This is a genomic window from Streptomyces thermoalcalitolerans (assembly GCF_039525155.1).
Lineage (GTDB): Bacteria > Actinomycetota > Actinomycetes > Streptomycetales > Streptomycetaceae > Streptomyces > Streptomyces thermovulgaris.
The window spans coordinates 24,050-45,980 of sequence record NZ_BAAAHG010000040.1 but is presented as its reverse complement, the minus strand read 5'-3'; the positions used below and the strand labels follow the sequence as shown (position 1 = coordinate 45,980).

The following is a 21,931-nucleotide window of genomic DNA, read 5'->3' as shown; positions in this document are numbered from 1 at the left end:
CCCCGCGGGCACCGTCGGTGGCACAGTGCACCATGGGGTGCAGGAGGTGGAGCGGGTGCGGGCCAAGATCGCTTACGACTGCGACGTGCTGGTGATCGGCGGAGGGATCGTCGGCCTGTCGACGGCGTACGCCCTCACGCGTGCCGCGCCGGGCACCCGGGTGACGGTGCTGGAGAAGGAGCAGGGTCCGGCCCGGCACCAGACGGGACGCAACAGCGGAGTGATCCACAGCGGGATCTACTACCGTCCGGGCTCGCTGAAGGCGCGGTACGCGGTGCGGGGCGCCGCCGAGACGGTCAAGTTCTGCGCGGAGTACGGCATCGCGCACGCCGTCACCGGCAAGCTGATCGTGGCGACCGAGCGGGAGGAGCTGCCCCGGCTGCACGCGCTGGTGCAGCGCGGCCGGGAGAACGGCATTCCGGTGCGCGAGCTGGGCCCCGCGCAGATCCAGGAGTACGAGCCCGAGGTGCGCGGACTGGCCGCGATCCACGTCGGGACGACGGGGATCTGCGACTTCACGGCGATGGCACGGCAGCTGGCAGAGGCCTCGGAAGCGGAGATCCGCTACGGGGCGCGGGTCGTGCGGGTGGACCGGAGGCCACAGCTGGGCGTGGCCGTGCGCACCGGGCACGGCGACGTCGTCCGCGCCCGGGTGCTGGTCAACTGCGCGGGGCTGTACTGCGACGAGGTGGCACGGCTGACCGGCGACGAGCCCGAGGTGCGGATCGTGCCGTTCCGCGGGGAGTACTACGAGCTGGCGCGGCCGGAGCTGGTGCGGGGGCTGGTGTATCCGGTGCCGGACCCGGCGTTCCCGTTCCTGGGTGTGCATCTCACCCGCGGGATCGACGGCGGGGTGCACATCGGGCCCAACGCGGTGCCGGCGCTCGCGCGCGAGGGGTACGGCTGGGGGGTCGTACGGCCCCGGGAGCTGGCGGGGACGCTGAGCTGGCCCGGGTCGTGGCACCTCGCACGGCGGCACTGGCGGTACGGGGCCGGGGAGCTGCGGCGGTCGCTGTCGAAGAGGGCGTTCACCCAGGCGGTGCGCAGGCTGCTGCCAGGGGTGCGGGAGGAGGACCTGGTACCGGCCGCCGCGGGGGTGCGGGCGCAGGCGGTGCTGCGGGACGGGACGCTCGTGGACGACTTCCTGATCCAGGAGGGGCCCCGGGCCGTGCATGTGCTGAACGCGCCCTCGCCCGCGGCGACGGCCTCGCTGCCGATCGGCCGGGAGGTGGCACGCCGGGCCCTGGCCGTGCTGAGGTCGGTGCGGTGACCACCGCATGCGACCACTGCGTGCGATGACCACCGCGTGTGGGTGACCACCGCGGCGGGGCCGGACCGCCGCGGCGGCGGTCCGCGCACGCTCCGGCCACCCCGGTCCGTACGCCTCCCCCCGTAAAATCGTTCCTATTGTGACTGACTCCCTGAACACCCCCCAGGCTCCCGCTCCCGGTGAGCGGCCCCCGCACGCCCCCGGTGCGTCCGCCCGGCGCGCCCGGGCCAAGGGCGAGCCGCGCTTTCCCGACGGGCCCAAGGCCGATCCGGCCGGGACGCACTTCGAGCGGCGCATCCGGAGTTTCCAGCCGCGCCGGAGCCGGGTGACGGCGGGACAGGCCGACGCGCTGCGGCGGCTGTGGCCCAAGTGGGGGCTGGACATCGACGGCCTGCGGGTGCTCGACCTGGCCGAGCTGTTCGGGAACACGAACCCCGTCGTGCTGGAGATCGGCTTCGGCATGGGCGAGGCCACCGCCGAGATGGCGGCCGCGGACCCGGACACCAACATCCTCGCCGTCGACGTGCACACTCCGGGTCAGGGCAGTCTGCTGAACCTCGCCGACCGCGCCGGCCTCACCAACATCCGGGTCGCCAACGGCGACGCCGTCATCCTGCTGCGCGAGATGCTCACCCCCGACTCCCTGGACGGGCTGCGCGTCTTCTTCCCCGACCCCTGGCCCAAGAAGCGGCACCACAAGCGGCGGCTGATCCAGCCGGAGTTCCTGACGCTGGCCGCCTCCCGGCTCCGGCCCGGGGCGCTTCTGCACTGCGCGACGGACTGGGAGCCGTACGCCGAGCACATGCTCGAGGTGCTGACCGCGCACCCGGACTTCGAGAACACCATGCCCGACGGCGGTTTCGCGCCGCGCCCCGACTTCCGGCCGCTGACCCGTTTCGAGAAGCAGGGGCTGGCCAAGGGGCATGTGGTGCACGATCTGCTCTTCCGTCGCGTGCCGCATGAAGACGCACGCTCCGAGGACGCACACCCCGAAGACGCACACCCCGAAGACGCACGCTCCGAGGACGCACGCTCCGAAGACACACACCCCGAAGACGCGCAATCGCAGTGACCTCGTCGATGACCTCGTGAGGGTCGATGCCGTGGCCCCCTCTCGCCCGTACCCGGCGCCTCCTTCCGCCCCTCCCCCTGGAAGCGTTCCGCGGCACACGCCCTGGTGGCAGCGCCGATGGGTCCGGTACGGCGCCCTGATCACCCTGCTCGCGCTCTCCGGGCTGGTCATCCTCGCCCTGGTGCGTCAGGAGACCGGCACCGAGGGGTTCCTCGTCGGGCTCGGGCTCGCGGTGCTGCCCGTACCGCTGCTGCTGGCCGTCTTCCACTGGCTGGACCGGGTCGAGCCCGGCCCCTGGCGGAACATGCTGTTCTCCTTCGCCTGGGGCGCGTGCGCGGCGGCGCTCATGGCGATCGTCGCCAACAGCTTCGCCACCCACTGGATCGCCACGGCGACCGCCGACCCGGACGAGGCGGACACACTCGGCGCGACCGTGATAGCGCCGGTCGTGGAGGAGAGCGCGAAGGCCGCCGCCCTCCTGCTGATCTTCCTCTTCCGCAGACGCGACCTCGCCGGCATCGTCGACGGGGCGGTCGTCGCCGGGGTGACCGCGACCGGCTTCGCGTTCACCGAGAACATCCTCTACCTCGGCACCGCCTTCGACACCGACCGGCTCAACGGCGAGTGGGGCATCGCCTCCGTCACCGCGGCGACCTTCTTCGTGCGCGTCATCATGTCGCCGTTCGCGCACCCGCTGTTCACCGTGTTCACCGGCATCGGCTTCGGCATCGCCGCGCTGTCCGGGGAGCGCCGGCGGGTGCGGCGCGTCCTGCTGCCCCTGGCCGGGCTGCTGCTCGCCATGGGCATGCACGCGCTGTGGAACGGCTCGGCGTCCTTCGGCGCCTACGGCTTCCTCGCGGTCTACGCCGCCTTCATGGTGCCCGCGTTCGGACTGCTGACCTGGCTGGTCGTCTGGGCCCGGCAGCGGAAGCTGAGAACCGTGCGCGAGGAGCTGCCCGTGTATGTCGCCGCCGGCTGGCTCACCCCGGCCGAACCGCACGCCCTGGGCTCCATGCGGGCCCGCCGGCTGGCCCGGAACCACGCCCGGCGCCACTTCGGCAGGCCCGCGGCGCGGACGGTCACCGAGTACGAGAGGTACGCCACCGCGCTGGCGTTCCTGCGGCACCGGGGCCGCCGGGGGCGGGCCGGTGCCGACTTCGCCCTCCGGGAGCGGGAGCTGCTGCACGAGCTGTGGCGCAGGCGGGAGACAGCGCAGCCCGCCCTGAACCAGGCGGCCAGGATGACGATGCCGGTGGCCGCGCGGCCCTGGCCGGTGCACGGGATGCACGGGGTGTACGGGGTGCCGGTGCGGCCGCCCGTGTGGCCCTCCGGGTACGGGCCGTACGGCCCGGTGGCACCTCCTCCCTGGTACAACCCGTACCGGACACAGCCGTAGAACCGCGGAAGGACGCGGACGATCCGGGGCAGGTCGCGCCGAGGTCCGTACCGGTCCGTACCGGCGCGCTGATCCCGTCCCCGGCCGGAAGGAAGCCGTCCGCCGGTGCTCACCCCGCACACGCCGCCGCCCCCGCTCGGTGGTGCGCCGAGCGGGGGCGGCGGTGTCGGTCAGGGGATCGTCCGCCGAGCGGACGGATCAGGGGTTGAGGCCCTTGCTGCGCAGCCACGCGATCGGGTCGATCCCGTCCGCCTGGCCGTTCGGGTGGACCTCGAGGTGCAGGTGCGGCCCGGTGACGTTGCCGGTGGCGCCCACACGGCCGATGACATCGCCCGTGTTGACCTTCTGCCCGACGCTGACGTTGATCGACGACTGGTGGCAGAACCACAGCTCGGTGCCGTCGTCGAGGGTGAGGATCGTGCGGTAGCCGTAGGAACCGGCCCAGCCCGCCTCGGTGATGGTGCCGCTGTGGACCGCCTTGATCAGGGTGCCGGTGGGCGCGGCGAAGTCGGCGCCGGTGTGGTAGCCGGAGGACCACATGGAGCCGGCCTGACCGAAGGACGAGGTGATCGTGTACGAGGAGGTCGGCAGCGTGTACTGCTTGGCCAGCTCGGCCAGCCGCGCCTCCTCGGCCTTCCGCGCGGCCTCCTCCTCCGCCTTCTTCTTCTCGGCGGCGGCCTTGGCCGCGGCCTCCTTGCGCGCCTTCTCCTCGGCCTCCTGGGCCTTCTTCGCGGCAGCGGCCTCGGCCTGCGCGAGGGCCCTGGCCTCGACCTGGGCCTGCTGCTGCTCGGCCTGCTCCATGATGCGGTTGCGCAGCACCTCACCGGCGTCGACGGTGCCCTGCGCGGTGTCGGCGGTGCTCACGCCGACGCTGCTGAGTGCGGTCGGCGAGCCCGCGGGAGCCTCGGGGGTCTCCTCGAACAGCGAGCCCACGGAGGGCAGGTCGGGCACCGAGATGGACACCGGCGGCTTGTTGGTGTTGGCGCTGGCCATGCCGCCCGCGCCGACGGCGGCGATGACGCCGACACCGAGCACCGTGGAGCTGCGGGCGAGTCCGCCGCCGCGCTGCTTGGCGACGCGGTGCCGGCCGCGCGTCGGGCGGATGGACTCCGCGGTGGGGTTCCACTCCTCCCACGGTCCCTCGTCGGCACGCCGGCTGCCGTAGCCGAAGGTCTCGATGCCGTGCCGGTCCGACACGAACGGGGCTTCTGGGGCCAGCCGGTTGGACGCCACGAAGGCGCACTCCTTTCCTTCCATCGCCTGCCGGGTTAGCTGACGGGTTCGGAGGGGAAGGTCTCCTACGCGCGTCAACCGACCGTGCTTCCACGGTGGTTGGGCTCGATTCACCCCAAGTTGTTGGTTCCCCGGCTCCCTTGCGGGACTCGGCGCGCACGGAGCCGTCTCTTGTGACGGCTGGGACGACCGCGCTCTGCGTTATCGGACGTTAATAGAACCGAGGCCTCGATTCCAAGCCGTTCGGCTTGATCGTTCAGCCTTCTTGGCCAGAACTTATGGCCCATGAATATGGAAAATGGGGCAAGTTGACCGCATGGACCGGCCGTATGTCAGGAAAACCACGCGCCACTGTGTCCTACTGCACACCCGGGAAACGTTCGGGGCCGGAACCCCTCGAGGGAGTTCCGGCCCTGAACCTTCAGTAGCGGGGACAGGATTTGAACCTGCGACCTCTGGGTTATGAGCCCAGCGAGCTACCGAGCTGCTCCACCCCGCGTCGGTGCACCTCCAGTGTACGACATGCGCGGGACAGTGTGCGCACGTATTCCCCCCGGGCCCTCCTCAGCCCTCCTCAACTCCCTCTCGGCCCAGCAGATGCCGGTTCGGCCCCTTGGCCGCCTCCTCGAACTCCGGCACCACGACGACCTTCACGCCTCCGGCCGTCAGCACCCCGGCCCCGTCGGCGTCCTCGACGAACGTGTCCGGTTCCCGCCAGGCCGTGACCACCCGCCGTACCCCCGCGTCCAGAATCAGCCGGGCGCACGGACGCGGCCGGGAGGAGCGGCGGGCGCATGGCTCCAGACTGCTGTACACCGTGGCGCCGGCCAGCCGCGGATCCGCCGGATCGACCTTGGCCAGCGCCGCCTCCTCCGCGTGCGCGGCCGGGTCGCCGGCCTCCCGTGAGTGTCCGCGGGCGAGTTCGGTCCCGTCGGCGGCGACCACCACCGCGCCCACGCTGAACGCGGTCCGCGACGGCGGGCACTGCGCGGCCAGCTCGCACGCGAGCCGCAGCCAGTGCCGGTCCGCCGGTACGACACGGTCCGCCGTGCCGGGCGCGGTCGGCTCGTAGCGCATGAGGACGACGTCCTCGATGGCCCGTGTCTCCACCAGCCGCAGCCGCCCGCCCTGGTAGGCCCCGGGCCCGAACAGCCGCGGCGCCCTGGGATCGCCCACGAACAGCGGGGCGAGCACGAGCTGCATCTCGTCGGCGAGCTCCTGCTGGAGCAGCTGCGTGTGGACGGTCCCGCCGCCCTCCACCATGAGCCGGCGCACCCCGCGCACATCGTGCAGGTGCTCGAGCAGCGCGCCCCAGTCGAGCGCGGTGCCCAGGGACACCACGTCGGCGGCGATGCCCGCCTTCCGTGCCCGCCGCGCTCCCTCGTCGGTCGTGCAGAGCACCTTCTCGCCGCCCGTGTGCCAGAAGCGCGCCCGCGGGTCGAGCTCCCCGGACGCGCTGACCGCGACCTTCAGCGGGTACTCCGCCCGCCCGGCGGCCACCCGGGCCGCCCGCCGCTGCGGCGAGTTCACCAGCAGCCGCGGGTTGTCGGCCCGGATCGTCCCGGCGCCGACGAGAATCGCGTCCACGGACGCCCGTACCTCGTCGACCCGGTCGAAGTCGGCGGGGCTGGACAGCAGCAGCCGCTCGGGGCCGGTGTCGTCCAGATACCCGTCGAGGGAGACGGCGGCGGACAGCAGGACGTACGGGTGGGGCATGGACGCACTCTCTCTGGGCGGACGGTCTCGGGGCCGGCTGGCCCGCTCCCAGTCTGCGCCAGCCCCGAACGCCTCCGGGAAGCTCCCGGACGACGTACGGCCGTACGCGGCGCCGACGCCGGGGCGGACGGCACCGGGGCGTACGTCCTCACGCACCCCCGCGTCCCGGGCCCGACGCTACGGGTCCGGCGAGCGCCGCCGCACAACACCATCTGCGCCGGCACCGGCGCCGGCCGCCCGGCGCGCTCCGCGCCCGGCGCGACCGGTCCATGGCATCGCACCCCGGGAGCGGGTGCGCGGCGCGAGTGCCCGGGAGCGGGGGTGCGGACGGAACCAGGCAGCGAGGGTCACCGGTATCAGGAGGTAGCCGAATCGGGTGGCGGGGGTGCGCCACGGCCCTCCCCCGCCGGCGGGCAAGGGAGGGAGCCGTTTACGTGCAGGGCGCCGGGGCCGGGGTGGGTCAGCCGTCGCGCAGGCCGGCCTTGGCGTGCAGGCGCCGCAGCGGTGCCGGCGCCCACCAGTTCGCCCGCCCGCACAGCTTCATGACCGCCGGCACCAGGATGCCGCGCACCAGCGTGGCGTCGACCAGGACGGCCAGGGCCAGGCCCGCCCCCAGCAGCTTGAGCAGGCTCAGCTCCGAGGTCGCCAGCGCCCCCAGGACACTCGCCACGACCAGGGCGGCAGCGGTGATCAGCCGGCCGGTGTGGTCGATGCCGAAGACCACCGCCCGCGTGTTGTCGCCCGTGGCCAGGTACTCCTCCCTGATCCTGGACAGCAGGAAGACGGTGTAGTCCATGGACAGGCCGAACGCCACGCAGAACATCAGCACCGGCACCGTGACCTCCAGCTGCCCGGTGGTGATGAAGTCGCCGACCAGCCACTTCAGATGGCCGTCCTGGAACACGTACACCATCGCGCCGAACGAGGCGGTCAGGCTGAGCGTGTTGAGGATCAGGGCCTGGACGGGGACGACGAGGCTGCCGGTGAACAGGAACAGCAGGATCAGCATGCTCAGGGCGATGATCGCCCCGGCGTAGGGGATGCGGTCCTGCAGGGCCTGCTTGGTGTCCACCAGCGCCGCCGCCTCACCGCCGACCAGCGCGGCGGCGGGGGCGTCGACGGCGCGGACGCGTTCGGTGTGGCGCTCGCCGGCCGGCGAGTTGGGGTTGGTGTCGGAGACGACGCTCAGCCAGACGCCCTTGGGGTCGGCCATGGCCGCCGAGGCGGGGCCGGGCGGGGCGATCTGCCGGCCCTTCGCCCAGCTGCCGAGCGGGCCGTCGACCCGCACGGTGCCCTCGGTGCGGGAGAGTTCGGCCAGGTAGCCGGTGAGCGCGGCCTGGCGGCCCTGTTCGGGAAGGTCCGGCAGGACGACGGTGACCGGGGCGGTGCCCGCGCCGGCGAAGTCGGTGCGGATGGTCTGGGCCGCGGCCTGGGCGGGTGCGCCCTGGGGAAGGATGCGGTCGTCGGTGAGCCCGAAGCGGGCGTGCCCGAAGGGCAGCGCCGGCGCGATCAGCAGGACGGCGACGGCGCCGCCGATCGCCACCGGCCGCCGCATCACGCCGGTGGCCAGCCGGTGCCACATGCCCCGCACGCTGTCGTCGCCTTCGGCGGGCCTGCGCCGCCAGCGGGCGAACACGTCCAGCCTGTCGATGCGCCGGCCGATGACGGCCAGGACCGGCGGCAGGATGAGCAGGGAGGTCAGCGCGGCCAGGCTCACCACCGCGATGCCGGCGTAGGCGAGCGAGCGCAGGAACATCATGGGGAAGACCAGCAGGGCCGCCAGCGACAGAACCACGGTCAGCGCGGAGAACAGCACGGTCCGCCCGGCCGTGCGCAGCGACTCGGCGACCGCGTCGGTCACCTCGCGGCCGCGCTGGAGCTCCTCGCGGTAGCGGGTGACGATGAACAGGCTGTAGTCCACGGCCAGTCCGAAGCCCAGCGCGGTCGTCACGTTCATCGCGAAGAGCGAGACGTCGGTGACGGTGGCCAGCAGGCGCAGCACGGTCAGCGTGCACACCACCGAGACGACGCCGACCAGCAGCGGCAGGAGCGAGGCGACGAGCGAGCCGAACGCGACCAGAAGGATGATCAGGGTCAGCGGTGCGCCGATCAGTTCGGCCTTGGTCAGGTCCTGCTCGCTCTGCTTCTCCAGCGCGTCGTTGATGACCGCCCGCCCGGTCGCCGTGACCGTGAACCGGCCCTGCTCGCCGGTGAGTTCGGCGGTCAGTTCACCGGCCCGGCGGGTGGCCTCGTTCTCGTCGCCGGACAGCCGCACCAGAACGAGTGCCGAGCGGCCGTCCCTGGAGCGCAGGGCGGGGTCCTGGGTGGTCCAGTACGAGGTGGCGTACCCGACGCCGTCCAGCGAGCCGACCCGCTCGGTGAACGCCCGCCCCTCGCTCGCGACGTCGGCGTCGGTCAGCGGCCGCTCGGCCCTGAGCAGCAGGACCATGTTCGGCGCCCCGGCGCCGAACCGGTCGGCCAGGATCCGCTCGGCACGCGCCGACTCCGACCCGCTCGCCGTGTAGCCGCCGCTGGACAGGTCGCCCGCGGCGCCGGCGCCCAACAGGGTGGCGGCCAGCGAGACGAGCGCGATGACCAGGAAGACGGGCGTCCTGAGCCGGACCAGGCCGCGCGCCAGGCGGGCCAGCGCACTGGGCGGCGGCGCCGGGAGGGACGGCTCACGCCGCTGCCCGGCGTGACCCGCGCCGGCCGGACGGGTCGAGTGCTGTGTCGTCACGTGGTGCTCCCGAGGGGGACGAGGGGACGGTTCGCCCCGGCCCCCTCTTCCTGACGGGGCGGCGGGGCGGACGTGGCGAAGGGGGGTGGGACACGGGGGCGGGGGCGGCGGGCCGGTACGCGGAGGGGGGCGGAAATCCCGCGCGGCCGGGGGCGCGGGGCCGCCCGCCGGCCCCGGGTGCGGGGCCGGTCGGGCCCGGTGCAGGGGGTCAGGCCTCGCCGAGCAGGTGGCGGCACAGGCCGGTGTGCACCCAGTCGGCCCACTCCTGGGAACTCCAGCCGCGCTCGGTGACGAGCAGGTGGTAGATCTCCGGGCCGAGCAGGGTGTAACTGGTGTCCACCGCGCGGTCGATGCTCATGCCCTCGGGCAGGGGGTGCTTCTTCACCAGGGCCTTCACCAGCAGGGACTGGATCTCGTAGCGCTGCTCCTTGTTCCGCTCCCACAGCGGGCGGATCTCCTCGTTGGCGATGGCCGCGTTGCGCAGCACCTCCAGCACGTCGGCGACCCGGTCGTAGATCTCCCGCGCCCCGTCCACCTGATGACGCAGGTGCACGCGGGGGTCCTCGGCCTCGACGGCGTTGCGGAACCAGTCGCGCTCCACGGTGGGAACGGGCTCGTGGTCGCCGGCGACCCGGACGTCCAGCAGCTCCTTCAGAATCGCGATCTTGGTGCCGAACTTGAAGTACACCGTCTGCACCGCGACCTTCGCCTCGCGGGCGATGGCCTCGATGGTGGTCCCGTCGTACCCGTGCGCGACGAACAGCTTCAGCGCCGCGTCGAGGAGACGAGCCCGGGTCTCAAGGGAGCGTTGGCGCCGCGCGCCCGTTTTTCCGGCCATGGGCCCCCTGCCGTTCTACTTTTCTAGAGTGTTCATCTAGAGTACAACAACAGTCTCTTCGCGCCAGGAGGCAAGCGTGGACACGCGGAAACGCGCCAAGGCCGCGCACCCCGGCGGGAAACACCCGCCCTCGGGCCTGCTGACGCTGACGACCACGAGCATGGGCCTGTCCATGCTCGTGCTCTTCGCGCTCGGGGCGCTCGGCCCCGCCCTCCTCGCGGACCTCGGCATGTCGCGTTCGCCGCCGGCCTGCTCATGCCCTCACTGGCCGCGGCGACCTCCTGGCGCACCACCCTCGCTCGCCCTCGTCGTCCCCGTCGCCCTGGCCACCGCCGCAGCAGCCGCCCTGCTGCTGCCCCGCGACCAGCCCCGGGAGCACACCGGCAGAACCCTCACGCTGCCCGCGCGCGCCCCAACCGGGCCGCCCGCCGGCTCATCGTCTACTCCCTGGGCGTCGGCACCGGCCTGGCCGCCCTCAACACCTACCTGCCGCTGCACGCGCACGAGGAACTCGGCCTGGGCGAACGCGCCTCCGGCGCCCTGATCGCCGCCGTCGGCGTCGTACGCGGCACGGCCTTCGGCGCCACCGGACACGCCTCCGCCCTGGTGTCCATGGGCTTCTTCGGCGGCTTCGTCGTCGGCCCGCTCGGCTTCGGCCTGATCGCCGACAGCCCGGCCGGCTACCTCGGCGGCTGGGCCCTGGCCGGCGGAGCCTTCCTGATGTCCGTCCTCAGCGCCCTGATGGTGCGGCGGGCGGTGACGGCATGACCACCCACGCACAGCGGAACGGCACACCCCCGAAACGGCGGACCGACGACCGGCCTCGACCCTGGTACCGCGCGCTTGCAGGACCGCGCCGGACGCACCCGCGCACGGCAACCGTGACCACGGGGTGACCACCTCGGCCGCGGATTCGGCCGCCGAGCGGGTCCCGGAAACGACAGGACCCCCGTCCGACCAGGTCAGCGGGGGTCCCGACCCCAAAGGGGCCAGTAGGCCCTGTGGGACTCGAACCCACAACCAATGGATTAAAAGTCCACTGCTCTGCCAATTGAGCTAAGGGCCCAGGCGATGTTGCCTCCCCGAGCATAGCGGGATCGGGGCTTGTGTCCGATCGGGTATCCAGGGAGGCGAGCCGTAAGGGCGACTGCTCCGGTCAGGAGCCTCCCTTGCGGCCCTTCACATCGTCCTGTTCTCCTTGCCGACCGCGAGTGTGCTGTTGCTCTTCGTCATGAAGAGGTGAAGGTCACCGGTCTGCGCCCCGCACACTGGCAGGTCCCTGCGGACGTCATACGGCCTTGTCCGCCTGCGTGATTTTTCCGCCGCAGGTGTCCGCCGTCCGGGTGAGCCGCCCCGGGGCGGCCGTGTTCCCGGCCCGGGAGTCGGCGCTCCCCTGAGCCGGCAGCGGCGGTGGAAAGGGGGAGTGGAGGTGGTGGAAAAGGGTGGGGAAAAGAAAAGGCCCGTACGACAGCGGTCGTACGGGCCCTTCCCAGGTCACCTCACCCGGTGTCAGCCGTTGCGCCTCCAGCGCGGTTTGTCCTCGCGGCGGCCGAAGGAACCGCCGCCGCGGTGGTCGTCACGGCGGCCGTACGGACGCTCGTGGCCGGAGCGGAAGCCGGGGCGGTCGCCCTGGCGGTCACGGTTGAACGGGCGGTCGCTGCCGCGGTGCCCGCCGCGCTCGTCACGGCGGAAGCCGCCCCGGTCGTCACGGCGCTCGTAGCCGCGGTCGTCCCTGCGGAAGCCGCCCCGCTCACCCCGGTCGCGGCTGAAGCCACCCCGGTCGTCGCGGCGGTCGAAGGAACGGCCGCCACGGTCACGGTCGAAGGAGCGCTCCCGGTCCTCACGGCGGAAACCACGGTCGTCACGACGCTCGTAGCCGCGGTCACGGTCGAACGTACGGCCACCGCGGTCGCTCCGGTCGTCCCTGCGGAAGCCGCCCCGCTCACCCCGGTCGCGGCTGAAGCCACCCCGGTCGTCGCGGCGGTCGAAGGAACGGCCGCCACGGTCCCGGCCGTCACGGTCACGGTCGAAGGAGCGCTCCCGGTCCTCACGGCGGAAATCCTCACGGCGGAAACCACGGTCGTCACGGCGCTCACGCCGGTCGTACGACGGCGGCGCCGTACGCTCGTACGACGGCACCGCCGTACGCTCCTCGTGCCCCGACCACTCGTCACGCTCCTCGTCCGGCGCCTCCGGCTGCCTCGGCAGCGACACCTCGGCCGCCGCCTGTGCCTCGGCCGCCGCCTGTGCCCCGGCCGCCGCCGCCTTGGGGTCCACGCCCCGCTCGTGGGCGGCCTTGGCGATCAGCCGGTCGGCCTCCTCGCGCAGCTCGGCCGCGCGCCGCCGGGCGCGCTCCAGCTCCTCGGTGAGGCGGGCGACCTCGCGTTCGGCCTGCTGGGCGGCGTTGCTCGCGGCCTCGGCCTGCACCTCGGTCATCGACCGGGCACCGGTGATCTCCGCGACCTCCGGGTCGAAGGCCGCACCGCCCTGGATGACATGACGCGTGGCCTCCACGCCCGCGTCCTCCATGAGGCGGAAGATCTGGCGGCGCTGGTGCGGAAGCGCCAGGGAGACCACCGTGCCGGTGCGGCCGGCGCGGGCCGTGCGGCCGGCGCGGTGCAGGTAGTCCTTGTGGTCGCCGGCCGGATCGACGTTCAGGACGAGGTCGATGTCGTCGACGTGGATGCCGCGGGCGGCGACGTCGGTGGCGACCAGGACGTTGATGTATCCGTCCTTGAAGTCGGCCAGGGTGCGGGTGCGGGCGCCCTGGGTCATGCCGCCGTGCAGCGCCTCGGCCCTCGCGCCGGCCTCGCGCAGCTGCTCGGCCACGCGGTCGGCGCCGAGCTGGGTGCGCACAAAGACGATGGTGCGGCCCTTGCGGGAGGCGATGGCCGCGGTGACCGGCGCCTTGTCCCGGGGCTTCACGATCAGGATGTGGTGGGACATGGTCGTCACCGCGCCCTGCGCCGCGTCCACCTCATGGGAGACGGGGTCGTTCAGGTAGCGGTCGACGAGGGTCCGGATCTCGTCCTCCATCGTCGCGGAGAACAGCATCCGCTGGCCGCCCGCCGGAACCTGGTCGAGAAGCTCGGTGACCTCGGGCAGGAAGCCGAGGTCGGACATCTGGTCGGCCTCGTCCAGGACCGTGATCCGCACGTCCTCCAGGGAGCAGGCGCCGCGGTTGATGAGGTCGCGCAGCCGGCCCGGGGTGGCGACCAGGATGTCGACGCCCTTCTCCAGGGCGTAGATCTGGTTGCCCATCGAGGTGCCGCCGCAGACGACCTTCATGCTCAGCCCGAGGACGTCGCCGTAGGGCTGCAGGGCGTCCGCCACCTGCATCGCGAGCTCGCGGGTGGGGGTCAGGATGACGGCCCGCGGACGCTTCCGCTCGGTGCGGCCACCGGCCAGCGTGGCCAGCGTCGGCAGTCCGAAGGACAGGGTCTTGCCCGAGCCGGTGCGGCCCCGGCCGAGGATGTCCTTGCCGGCCAGGGCGTCCGGGATGGTCGCGGCCTGGATCGGGAAGGGGGTGGTCACACCGTTCCGGGCGAGCTTGCGCACGATGCCCTCGGGGAGACCGAGATCCGCGAATGTGATCTCGGGCACCTCGCGGTTCTCGGGGGCGTCGTCGGTGATCTCGGGCAGGACGGCGTGATCGACGGTGAGCGACATGAAATGCGAAACCTTCCGGAGTCCTGTCGGCACGTGCCCGTCAACTCCGTGATTCGCACCACGACCGCCTCGATGCGGTCCGCCACGGCAAAGGAGAGTACGCGCCACACGGCGCGCTCTACGGGGGCGCCGGGCAAATGGGATCAAACGATCCGCCACCTTACGCACCCTCCGCCCCCGATGGCAAACCGGGCCCGTCGTCCCAGGTCAGGGCCCGGCGTATTGCGGCAGGCCCGGCCTCGGCGCGGGTTCCCGCCGTTCCAGTTGCGGCCCGGGCCCGGGGTCCTCGTGCGCCGGCGGGGACGGCTCGGCGGGCGTCGGGTCCGGTGAGTCCGGCGGCGGAGGCGGAGGCGGCGGGGAGTCCGGCGGCGGCTCCGGTGCGGCGGATGTCTGCGCCTTCGGCGGCGCGTCCGTCGCCGCCGACGCGCCCGGCTTCGGCGACCCCCCGTGATCGCCCGGGGCCGGCGCGGACGCGCTGCCCGCGGCCGACGGCGAGGCCGGCACCGACGGCGACGCGCTGCTCTTCTCCGTCTTCCCGTGCTCGCGCCCGCCGCTTCCGGGGTCACCGGCACGGCCCGCGCCGCCGCCGTGCACCGCTCCTGCTCCTCCCTGGGCCTCATCGTCCCGCTGTTGCGCGGAGTGCGACGGCCGGGCCTTGCCGTCGGCATCCTTCCCCACGCTCACACAGCCGGTGGCGACGGCCAGGGCGGTGACCGCGGTGGCAAGACGGACCGACACGGACAAGGGGCGCACGGGAAGCCACCTCCGGAAGGAAAGACGTCACCGTGCCCAACGCCCCTCACCCACACGAGGACACGCGACCGTTCCCGGCGGGCCTCAGCCGTACCCCAGGGCGTGCAGACGCTCGTCGTCGATCCCGAAGTGGTGGGCGATCTCGTGCACCACGGTGATCTCGGTCTCGGCGATCACGTCCTCCCGCGTCTCGCACATCCGCAGCGTCGGTCCGCGATAGATGGTGATCCGGTCGGGCAGCACGCCCGCGTACCACTCACCGCGCTCCGTCAGCGGGGTCCCCTCGTACAGCCCGAGCAGATCGGGATCGTCGGCGGGCGGCTCGTCCTCGACGAACACCGCGACGTTGTCCATCAGCCGCGTCAACTCCGGCGGGATCCGGTCGAGGGCCTCGGCGACCAGTTCCTCGAACTCCTCGCGCGTCATCTCCAGCACAGGGCCATTGTCCGGCACGGCCCCGCCGCCACCGCGTACCCGCGGCATATCCGGTCGCGGACCTGGGCATAGGCGACCAATGGCCCGCGTCTCCCTCGCAGACCTGAACCGCATGCACCGTATGCACATCGTCCGAAAGGCGGTCAGGGCCGTACGCGCCCTCACCGACCGCCGGCACCGCTCACCCCGGCCGGACCGCCCGGACCTCTCCCTGAGGCAGGGGCCCACCCCCTGGGGGCGCGCCCTGAGCCTGGTCGCCGTGGTGCTCGTCGGTGCCTGGCTGGGCCTGCTGGTCGTCGGCAATGTACGGGTCCCGGTCGGCCCCATGGACACCACCATGACCCTGCGCCCGTCCCTCAGCGGCGGCACGAAGATCAATGTCTCCCCGCTCGGCGCCCTGGAACTCGACAGCCATCACGCACCGGTCCGCCTCGACGTCAATGTCGACCGGCTCGACCCCGACCGTTCCCAGGCCCTGATCGACCGGCCGGAGCGCTTCTCCGGCCTCCAGGACGAGATCGTGCGGGACATCGAGCACGGCACCCTCGACCTGGCCGTACGGTCCTGTGCGGCCGTGGTCGCCGGGGCCACCGCCCTCGGCCTGGCCGTCTACCGCCGTCCTCGCCGCGCCCTGGCCGCCGGCGGCCTCGCCCTGACCCTGCTCGCCGCGTCCGGGGCGAGCGCGTACGCCACCTGGAACCCGAAGTCCGTTCTGGAGCCCCGGTTCTCCGGGCTGCTGTCCTCCGCGCCCTCCCTGGTCGGCAACGCGCGCAGCATCGTCACCGAGTTCGACGTCTACCAGAAGGAGCTGGCCCGTCTGGTCACGAATGTGACCAAGCTCTACGACGCCACCTCCACGCTCCCCGTCTACTCCCCGGACCCGTCGACCATCCGTGTCCTGCATGTCTCCGACATCCACCTCAACCCGGCGAGCTGGAGGATCATCACCTCGCTGGTGGAGCAGTACAGGGTGGATGTGATCGTCGACTCCGGCGACACCATGGACCACGGCACTGCCGCGGAGAACGGCTTCCTGGACCCGATCGAGGACCTCGGCGCCCCCTATGTCTGGGTCCGCGGCAACCACGACTCCAAGGTCACCCAGCGCCATCTGGAGCGCATGAAGAACGTGCACGTCCTGGACGACGGCCGGGCCGTGACCGTCGCGGGGCTGCGCTTCGCCGGCATCGGCGACCCCCAGTTCACCCCCGACCGCTCCGTCCCCCCGGGCGGCGACGCCGCCCAGAGGCTGGCGGGCGCCCGCCTGGCCTCCGCGCTGCGCGACCAGCGGGCCAAGGGCACCCCGGTCGACATCGCCGTCGTCCATGAACCGGTGGCGGCCCGCGAGACGGACGGCACCGTTCCGCTGGTTCTGTGCGGCCACTTCCACCGCCAGGACACGGAGGTCCTCCCCTACGGCACCCGGCTGCGCATGGAGGGCTCGACGGGCGGCAGCGGTCTGCGCGCGGTCGAGGGAAAGCAGCCCGATCCGATCGAGGCGTCGATCCTCTACTTCGACCGCGGCAGCCGCCGTCTCCAGGCCTGGGACTCGATCAGACTGGGCGGCCTGGGACGGGCGACAGCGGAGGTCAGCCGTCATCTGCCCGAGGAGAACCAACCCGGCGCCACCCCGTCTCCGACCGGGCCGTCCTCATCCGGTCCCTAAACAGTTTTGGCGATAGCCCGCGCATCCCCTATGCTTTCCACGTCCCCGACGCGCTGATGAAGCGCCCCGGCGGGCCGTATAGCCCTCATCGTCTAGCGGCCTAGGACGCCGCCCTTTCAAGGCGGTAGCACGGGTTCGAATCCCGTTGGGGGCACGCAGTACCGTATGCGACACTTGGCTTCATCAGTTGCGTGTACGAGCCTGGTCCTGTGGAGCAGTTTGGAGTGCTCGCCACCCTGTCAAGGTGGAGGCCGCGGGTTCAAATCCCGTCAGGACCGCTGAGGTTTCACGTGAAACCTCGTGGCTGGGTAGCTCAGTTGGTACGAGCGTCCGCCTGAAAAGCGGAAGGTCGCCGGTTCGACCCCGGCCCCAGCCACCACCGCCCTCACCAGGGCATTCACCCCTCTCCGACTCACCGGAGAGGGGCTTTTTCATGTCGCCCACGTCGGCCGCCACATCAACGGCCCTCAGGAAACCCTCGGGAAGCCCCCCGGAAGAGGAACGTTGCCTTTACCCCGGGAAGCTCATGAGCACCACCAGTCACCTGAGTTGCAGGCACCATTCGGGTGACTAGAGTGAAACAAGAAACACGTGAGAAACAAGTCAAAGGGGGCAGTCATGCCCACTCCTCACACCAAGCGCGCGGCCGTCCTGGGGTCGACCTTCATCGCCGCGGCGGTCGCTCTGGCTCCCCTCAGCTTCCAGCCGGCTTTCGCCGCTCCACCGAGCAAGACCCAGGTCAGCACCGCGGTCGAGATCCCCCAGACGGACAGGGACTACCGGCGGGGCTTCACGGACGGCTACCGGTCCGGATTCCGGGACGGTCAGCGGCGCTGCGACCGGGACCGGGACCACCGGGACGACCGGGACCACCGGGACAAACGGGACGACCGCAAGCAGCCGGCCGCCGGTTCCCACCAGCTGATCCAGCAGGACTCGGACAGGGACTACCGGCGGGGCTTCAAGGACGGCTACCGGTCCGGCTTCCGGGACGGTCAGCGGCGCTGCTGAACCCCCGTTGCACCGGCGTGCCTCCGGCACCGCCCCTGCTCGAAGGCCTCGTCCCCCGGGACGGGGCCTTCGCCTTGCCGCCGGACCCGCGGTCAAATGGTTCGCGCGCCATTTCCCCGAGGTGAGATCCTGGACCCCGTATGTCTACGCATCCCGTCCCCGCCCTCGGCACCCTCGCCTCCCGTCTGGACGAGCTGTCGCTGCGCGACGCGCACCGGCTCGGCCGCAGGCTCGAAGGTGCGCGCAAGATCCGTAAGCCCCAGGCGCGTGCCGCCGTTCTCGCCGAGATCGAGGAGGAGATGGGGAAGGCCGAGGAGCGCATGGCCGCCCGGCGGTCCCGGGTGCCGGAGGTCCGCTACCCGGAGCAGCTGCCGGTCAGCCAGAAGAAGGACGAGATCGCGGAGGCCATCCGTGATCACCAGGTCGTCGTCATCGCCGGTGAGACCGGATCCGGGAAGACCACCCAGATCCCGAAGATCTGCCTGGAGCTCGGACGGGGCGTGCGGGGCATGATCGGGCACACCCAGCCCCGCCGTATCGCCGCCCGTACCGTCGCCGAGCGCGTCGCCGAGGAGCTGAGGACGCCGCTGGGCGAGGCCGTCGGCTGGAAGGTGCGGTTCACCGACCAGGTGGATCCGGACGCCACGTTCATCAAGCTGATGACGGACGGCATCCTGCTCGCCGAGATCCAGACCGACCGCGAGCTGCGCGCCTACGACACGATCATCATCGACGAGGCGCACGAGCGGTCGCTCAACATCGACTTCCTGCTCGGCTATCTGGCGCAGCTGCTGCCGAAGCGGCCCGATCTCAAGGTCGTCATCACCTCGGCCACCATCGACCCGGAGCGTTTCTCCCGGCACTTCGGCAATGCGCCAATCATCGAGGTCAGCGGGCGGACCTATCCCGTGGAGGTGCGCTACCGGCCGCTGCTCGAGGAGGACCCGGACGCCGGCGACGACGCCGACCGGGACCAGATCACCGCGATCATCGACGCCGTCGAGGAGCTGATGGCCGAGGGGCCCGGGGACATCCTCGTCTTCCTCTCCGGGGAGCGGGAGATCCGCGACACGGCCGACGCGCTCACCAAGAAGCAGTACCGGTTCACCGAGGTGCTGCCGCTGTACGCCCGGCTCTCGCACGCCGAGCAGCACCGCGTCTTCCAGCCGCACACCGGCCGGAGGATCGTGCTGGCGACCAATGTCGCCGAGACCTCCCTCACCGTGCCCGGCATCAAGTACGTCATCGATCCCGGCTTCGCCCGGATCTCCCGCTACAGCCACCGCACCAAGGTGCAGCGGCTGCCGATCGAGCCGATCTCGCAGGCCAGCGCCAATCAGCGCAAGGGGCGCTGCGGCCGTACGTCCGACGGCATCTGCATCCGGCTGTACTCCGAGGAGGACTTCCTCTCCCGGCCGGAGTTCACCGACCCGGAGATCCTGCGCACCAACCTGGCCTCCGTCATCCTGCAGATGACCGCGGCCGGCCTCGGCGACATCGAGAAGTTCCCGTTCATCGACCCGCCGGACCACCGCAACATCCGCGACGGCATCCAGCTGCTGCAGGAGCTCGGCGCGCTGGACCCGGCGCAGAAGGACCCCCGCAAGCGGCTCACCCCGCTGGGCCGCAAGCTGGCCCAGCTGCCGGTCGACCCGCGGCTGGCCCGGATGATCCTGGAGGCGGACAGGAACGGCTGTGTCCGCGAGGTCATGGTGATCGCCGCCGCGCTGTCCATCCAGGACCCGCGCGAGCGCCCCGCCGACAAGCAGACCCAGGCCGACCAGCAGCACGCGCGCTTCCGGGACGAGTCCAGCGACTTCCTCGCCTTCCTGAACCTCTGGCGCTACATCCGCGAGCAGCAGAAGGAGCGGGGCTCGTCGTCCTTCCGGCGGATGTGCAAGCAGGAGTTCCTCAACTTCCTGCGCATTCGCGAGTGGCAGGACATCTACTCCCAGCTGCGCACGGTCGCCCAGCAGATGGGCCTCCGCGTCAACAGCCAGGACGCCCCCGCCGACCGCATCCACATCTCCCTGCTCGCCGGGCTGCTGTCGCACATCGGCATGAAGGACGTGAGGGAGTCCAAGGACGCGGGGCCGGGCGGCCGCAGGGACGGCGGGCGCAACGAGTACCTGGGCGCCCGCAACGCCAAGTTCGCGATCTTCCCGGGTTCGGCGCTGTTCAAGAAGCCGCCGCGGTTCGTGATGTCGGCGGAGCTGGTGGAGACCTCACGGCTGTGGGCCCGGGTCAACGCGAAGATCGAACCGGAGTGGGTCGAGCCCCTGGCCGGCCACCTCCTCAAACGGACGTACAGCGAACCGCACTGGGAGAAGGACCAGGCGGCGGTGATGGCGTACGAGAAGGTGACGCTGTACGGCGTGCCGATCGTCGCCCGGCGGAAGGTGAACTACGGGCGGATCGACCCGGAGGTCAGCCGGGAGCTGTTCATCCGTCACGCACTGGTCGAGGGCGACTGGCGTACGCACCACAAGTTCTTCGCCGACAACCGCAGGCTGCTCAGCGAGGTCGAGGAGCTGGAGCACCGGGCCCGGCGCCGGGACATCGTGGTCGACGACGAGACGCTGTTCGACTTCTACGACCAGCGGGTGCCCGAGCACGTCGTCTCCGGCGCCCACTTCGACGCCTGGTGGAAGCGGAAGCGGCAGGAGCAGCCGGACTTCCTGGACTTCGAGCGGGAGATGCTGATCCGGGAGTCGGCGGAGGCGGTCACCAAGGCCGACTATCCGGACTCCTGGCGGCAGGGGGACCTGAAGTTCCGGGTGACGTACCAGTTCGAGCCGGGCGCGGACGCGGACGGTGTGACCGTCCACATTCCGCTGCATGTGCTCAACCAGGTCACCGGCGAGGGCTTCGACTGGCAGATCCCGGGCCTGCGCGAGGAACTCGTCACCGAGCTGATCCGCTCGCTGCCGAAACCGATCCGCCGGAACTACGTGCCCGCACCCAACTACGCCAAGGCGTTCCTGGAGAAGGCGACGCCCCTGCAGGAGCCGCTGACGACGGCCATGGCGCGCGAGCTGAAGCGGATGGCCGGGGTGCCCTTCGAGCCCGAGGACTTCGACTGGTCCAAGGTCCCCGACCATCTGAAGATCACCTTCCGGATCGTCGACGAGCGGCGCCGGAAGCTGGCCGAGGACAAGGACCTGGAAGCGCTGAAGCTGAAGCTGAAGCCGAGGGCGCGCAAGGCCCTGTCCCGGGCCGCCGCGGCGACCGCCTCGCGCACCGGCGGCGCGTCGCTGGAGCGCACGGGGCTGACCGACTGGACGATCGGCACGCTCAACCGGGTCTTCGAGACCCGTCGGGCCGGTCACCCGGTGAAGGCGTACCCCGCGCTGGTCGACGACGGCGACACCGTGTCCGTACGGCTCTTCGACACCGAGGCCGAGCAGGCCGAGGCCATGTGGAGGGGAACGCGCCGGCTGATCCTGCGCAACATCCCGGTGAATCCTGCGAAGTTCGCATCCGAAAAGTTGACGAACCAGCAGAAGCTCGCCCTGTCGGCGAATCCGCACGGCTCGATCCAGGCGCTGTTCGACGACTGTGCGATGGCGGCGGCGGACAAGCTGATCGAGGACTTCGGCGGGCCGGTGTGGGATGAGGAGTCGTACCGGAAGCTGTACGACAGGGTGCGTGCCGAGATCGTGGACACGACCGTGCGCACCGTGGGCCAGGTGCAGCAGGTGCTGGCCGCCTGGCAGGCCTGTGAGCGCCGTCTGAAGGCCGTACGCAGCCCCGTGCTGCTGCCGAACCTGGCGGACGTACGCGCGCAGCTGGACGGCCTGGTGAAGCCCGGCTTCGTGACGGAGGCGGGGATACGGCGCCTGCCCGACCTGAAGCGGTATCTGGTGGCCGCGGACCGCCGTCTGCAGCAGATGCCGACGAACGTCCAGCGGGACACCACGCGCATGGAGAAGATCCACGACATGCAGGACGAGTACGCCTGGCTCCTCGAACAGATGCCGCAGGGCCGGCCGGTGCCCTCCGCGGTGCGGGACATCCGCTGGATGATCGAGGAGCTGCGGGTCAGCTACTTCGCCCATGCGCTGGGCACGGCGTACCCCGTCTCGGACAAGCGGATCCTGAAGGCGATCGACGCCCTGGCCCCGTGACGACGCGC

13 protein-coding genes, 5 tRNA genes and 1 riboswitch are annotated in these 21,931 nt (G+C 71.8%); of the genes, 10 read left to right on the top strand and 8 right to left on the bottom strand.

Features of this window, described 5'->3' with window-relative positions:
- Positions 1–46: 46 nt before the first annotated feature.
- From lhgO to ABD224_RS21230, 3 genes are all read left to right on the top strand, one after another.
- Positions 47–1,270: an L-2-hydroxyglutarate oxidase gene (gene lhgO, locus ABD224_RS21240; protein WP_344052251.1), complete on the top strand. Its 1,224-nt coding sequence runs from the start codon at positions 47–49 to the stop codon at positions 1,268–1,270.
- Between the two features lie 139 nt (positions 1,271–1,409).
- Positions 1,410–2,342 carry a tRNA (guanosine(46)-N7)-methyltransferase TrmB gene (gene trmB / locus ABD224_RS21235; RefSeq protein WP_344052235.1) on the top strand — a complete coding sequence of 311 codons (933 nt, stop codon included), beginning with the start codon at positions 1,410–1,412 and terminating at the stop codon, positions 2,340–2,342.
- Positions 2,343–2,373: 31 nt separating this feature from the next.
- A complete protein-coding gene (locus tag ABD224_RS21230) occupies positions 2,374–3,738 on the top strand; it encodes a PrsW family intramembrane metalloprotease (RefSeq protein ID WP_344052233.1) in 1,365 nt (454 codons plus the stop codon).
- 198 nt (positions 3,739–3,936) lie between these two features.
- On the opposite strand, the gene ABD224_RS21225 is transcribed toward ABD224_RS21230, so the two are convergent.
- The 5 genes from ABD224_RS21225 to ABD224_RS21205 form a co-directional block, all read right to left on the bottom strand.
- Positions 3,937–4,971 (bottom strand): M23 family metallopeptidase, encoded by a 1,035-nt coding sequence (locus tag ABD224_RS21225; protein WP_344052231.1) that lies wholly within the window; start codon positions 4,969–4,971, stop codon positions 3,937–3,939.
- A gap of 9 nt (positions 4,972–4,980) precedes the next feature.
- Positions 4,981–5,136: riboswitch (cyclic di-AMP (ydaO/yuaA leader) on the bottom strand.
- Between the two features lie 260 nt (positions 5,137–5,396).
- A tRNA-Met gene (locus tag ABD224_RS21220) sits at positions 5,397–5,470 on the bottom strand.
- Between the two features lie 65 nt (positions 5,471–5,535).
- Complete coding sequence (locus ABD224_RS21215; RefSeq protein WP_344052229.1) at positions 5,536–6,687, bottom strand: dihydrofolate reductase family protein; 1,152 nt, start codon at positions 6,685–6,687, stop codon at positions 5,536–5,538.
- 460 nt (positions 6,688–7,147) lie between these two features.
- Positions 7,148–9,424, bottom strand: coding sequence for an MMPL family transporter (locus ABD224_RS21210; protein WP_344052227.1), 2,277 nt, complete (start codon positions 9,422–9,424; stop codon positions 7,148–7,150).
- A 208-nt stretch (positions 9,425–9,632) separates the two neighbouring features.
- Positions 9,633–10,262, bottom strand: coding sequence for a TetR/AcrR family transcriptional regulator (locus ABD224_RS21205; protein WP_344052225.1), 630 nt, complete (start codon positions 10,260–10,262; stop codon positions 9,633–9,635).
- Positions 10,263–10,517: 255 nt separating this feature from the next.
- Between ABD224_RS21205 and ABD224_RS21200 the strand changes: the two genes are divergently transcribed.
- Positions 10,518–11,030: a hypothetical protein gene (locus ABD224_RS21200; protein ID WP_344052223.1), complete on the top strand. Its 513-nt coding sequence runs from the start codon at positions 10,518–10,520 to the stop codon at positions 11,028–11,030.
- A 225-nt stretch (positions 11,031–11,255) separates the two neighbouring features.
- Here ABD224_RS21200 and ABD224_RS21195 read toward each other — a convergent pair.
- The 3 genes from ABD224_RS21195 to ABD224_RS21185 all read right to left on the bottom strand — a co-directional run bounded on the left by ABD224_RS21195 (position 11,256) and on the right by ABD224_RS21185 (position 15,119).
- Positions 11,256–11,328 (bottom strand) — tRNA-Lys (locus ABD224_RS21195).
- A 443-nt stretch (positions 11,329–11,771) separates the two neighbouring features.
- The gene (locus tag ABD224_RS21190) at positions 11,772–13,931 is read right to left on the bottom strand and encodes a DEAD/DEAH box helicase (RefSeq protein WP_344052220.1); all 2,160 of its coding nucleotides are present in this window, start codon (positions 13,929–13,931) and stop codon (positions 11,772–11,774) included.
- Between the two features lie 837 nt (positions 13,932–14,768).
- A complete protein-coding gene (locus ABD224_RS21185; protein WP_067399445.1) occupies positions 14,769–15,119 on the bottom strand; it encodes a metallopeptidase family protein in 351 nt (116 codons plus the stop codon).
- 79 nt (positions 15,120–15,198) lie between these two features.
- On the opposite strand from ABD224_RS21185, the gene ABD224_RS21180 reads away from it, so the two are divergent.
- The 6 genes from ABD224_RS21180 to hrpA all read left to right on the top strand — a co-directional run bounded on the left by ABD224_RS21180 (position 15,199) and on the right by hrpA (position 21,923).
- Positions 15,199–16,785 (top strand): metallophosphoesterase family protein, encoded by a 1,587-nt coding sequence (locus ABD224_RS21180; protein WP_344052216.1) that lies wholly within the window; start codon positions 15,199–15,201, stop codon positions 16,783–16,785.
- A gap of 81 nt (positions 16,786–16,866) precedes the next feature.
- A tRNA-Glu gene (locus ABD224_RS21175) sits at positions 16,867–16,939 on the top strand.
- 49 nt (positions 16,940–16,988) lie between these two features.
- A tRNA-Asp gene (locus ABD224_RS21170) sits at positions 16,989–17,063 on the top strand.
- A 24-nt stretch (positions 17,064–17,087) separates the two neighbouring features.
- Positions 17,088–17,164 (top strand) — tRNA-Phe (locus tag ABD224_RS21165).
- A gap of 239 nt (positions 17,165–17,403) precedes the next feature.
- On the top strand, positions 17,404–17,796 hold the full coding sequence (locus ABD224_RS21160) for a hypothetical protein (protein WP_344052214.1): 393 nt from the start codon (positions 17,404–17,406) through the stop codon (positions 17,794–17,796).
- 140 nt (positions 17,797–17,936) lie between these two features.
- Positions 17,937–21,923, top strand: a complete 3,987-nt coding sequence (gene hrpA, locus ABD224_RS21155) for an ATP-dependent RNA helicase HrpA (RefSeq protein ID WP_344052212.1) — start codon at positions 17,937–17,939, stop codon at positions 21,921–21,923.
- Positions 21,924–21,931 lie beyond the last annotated feature (8 nt).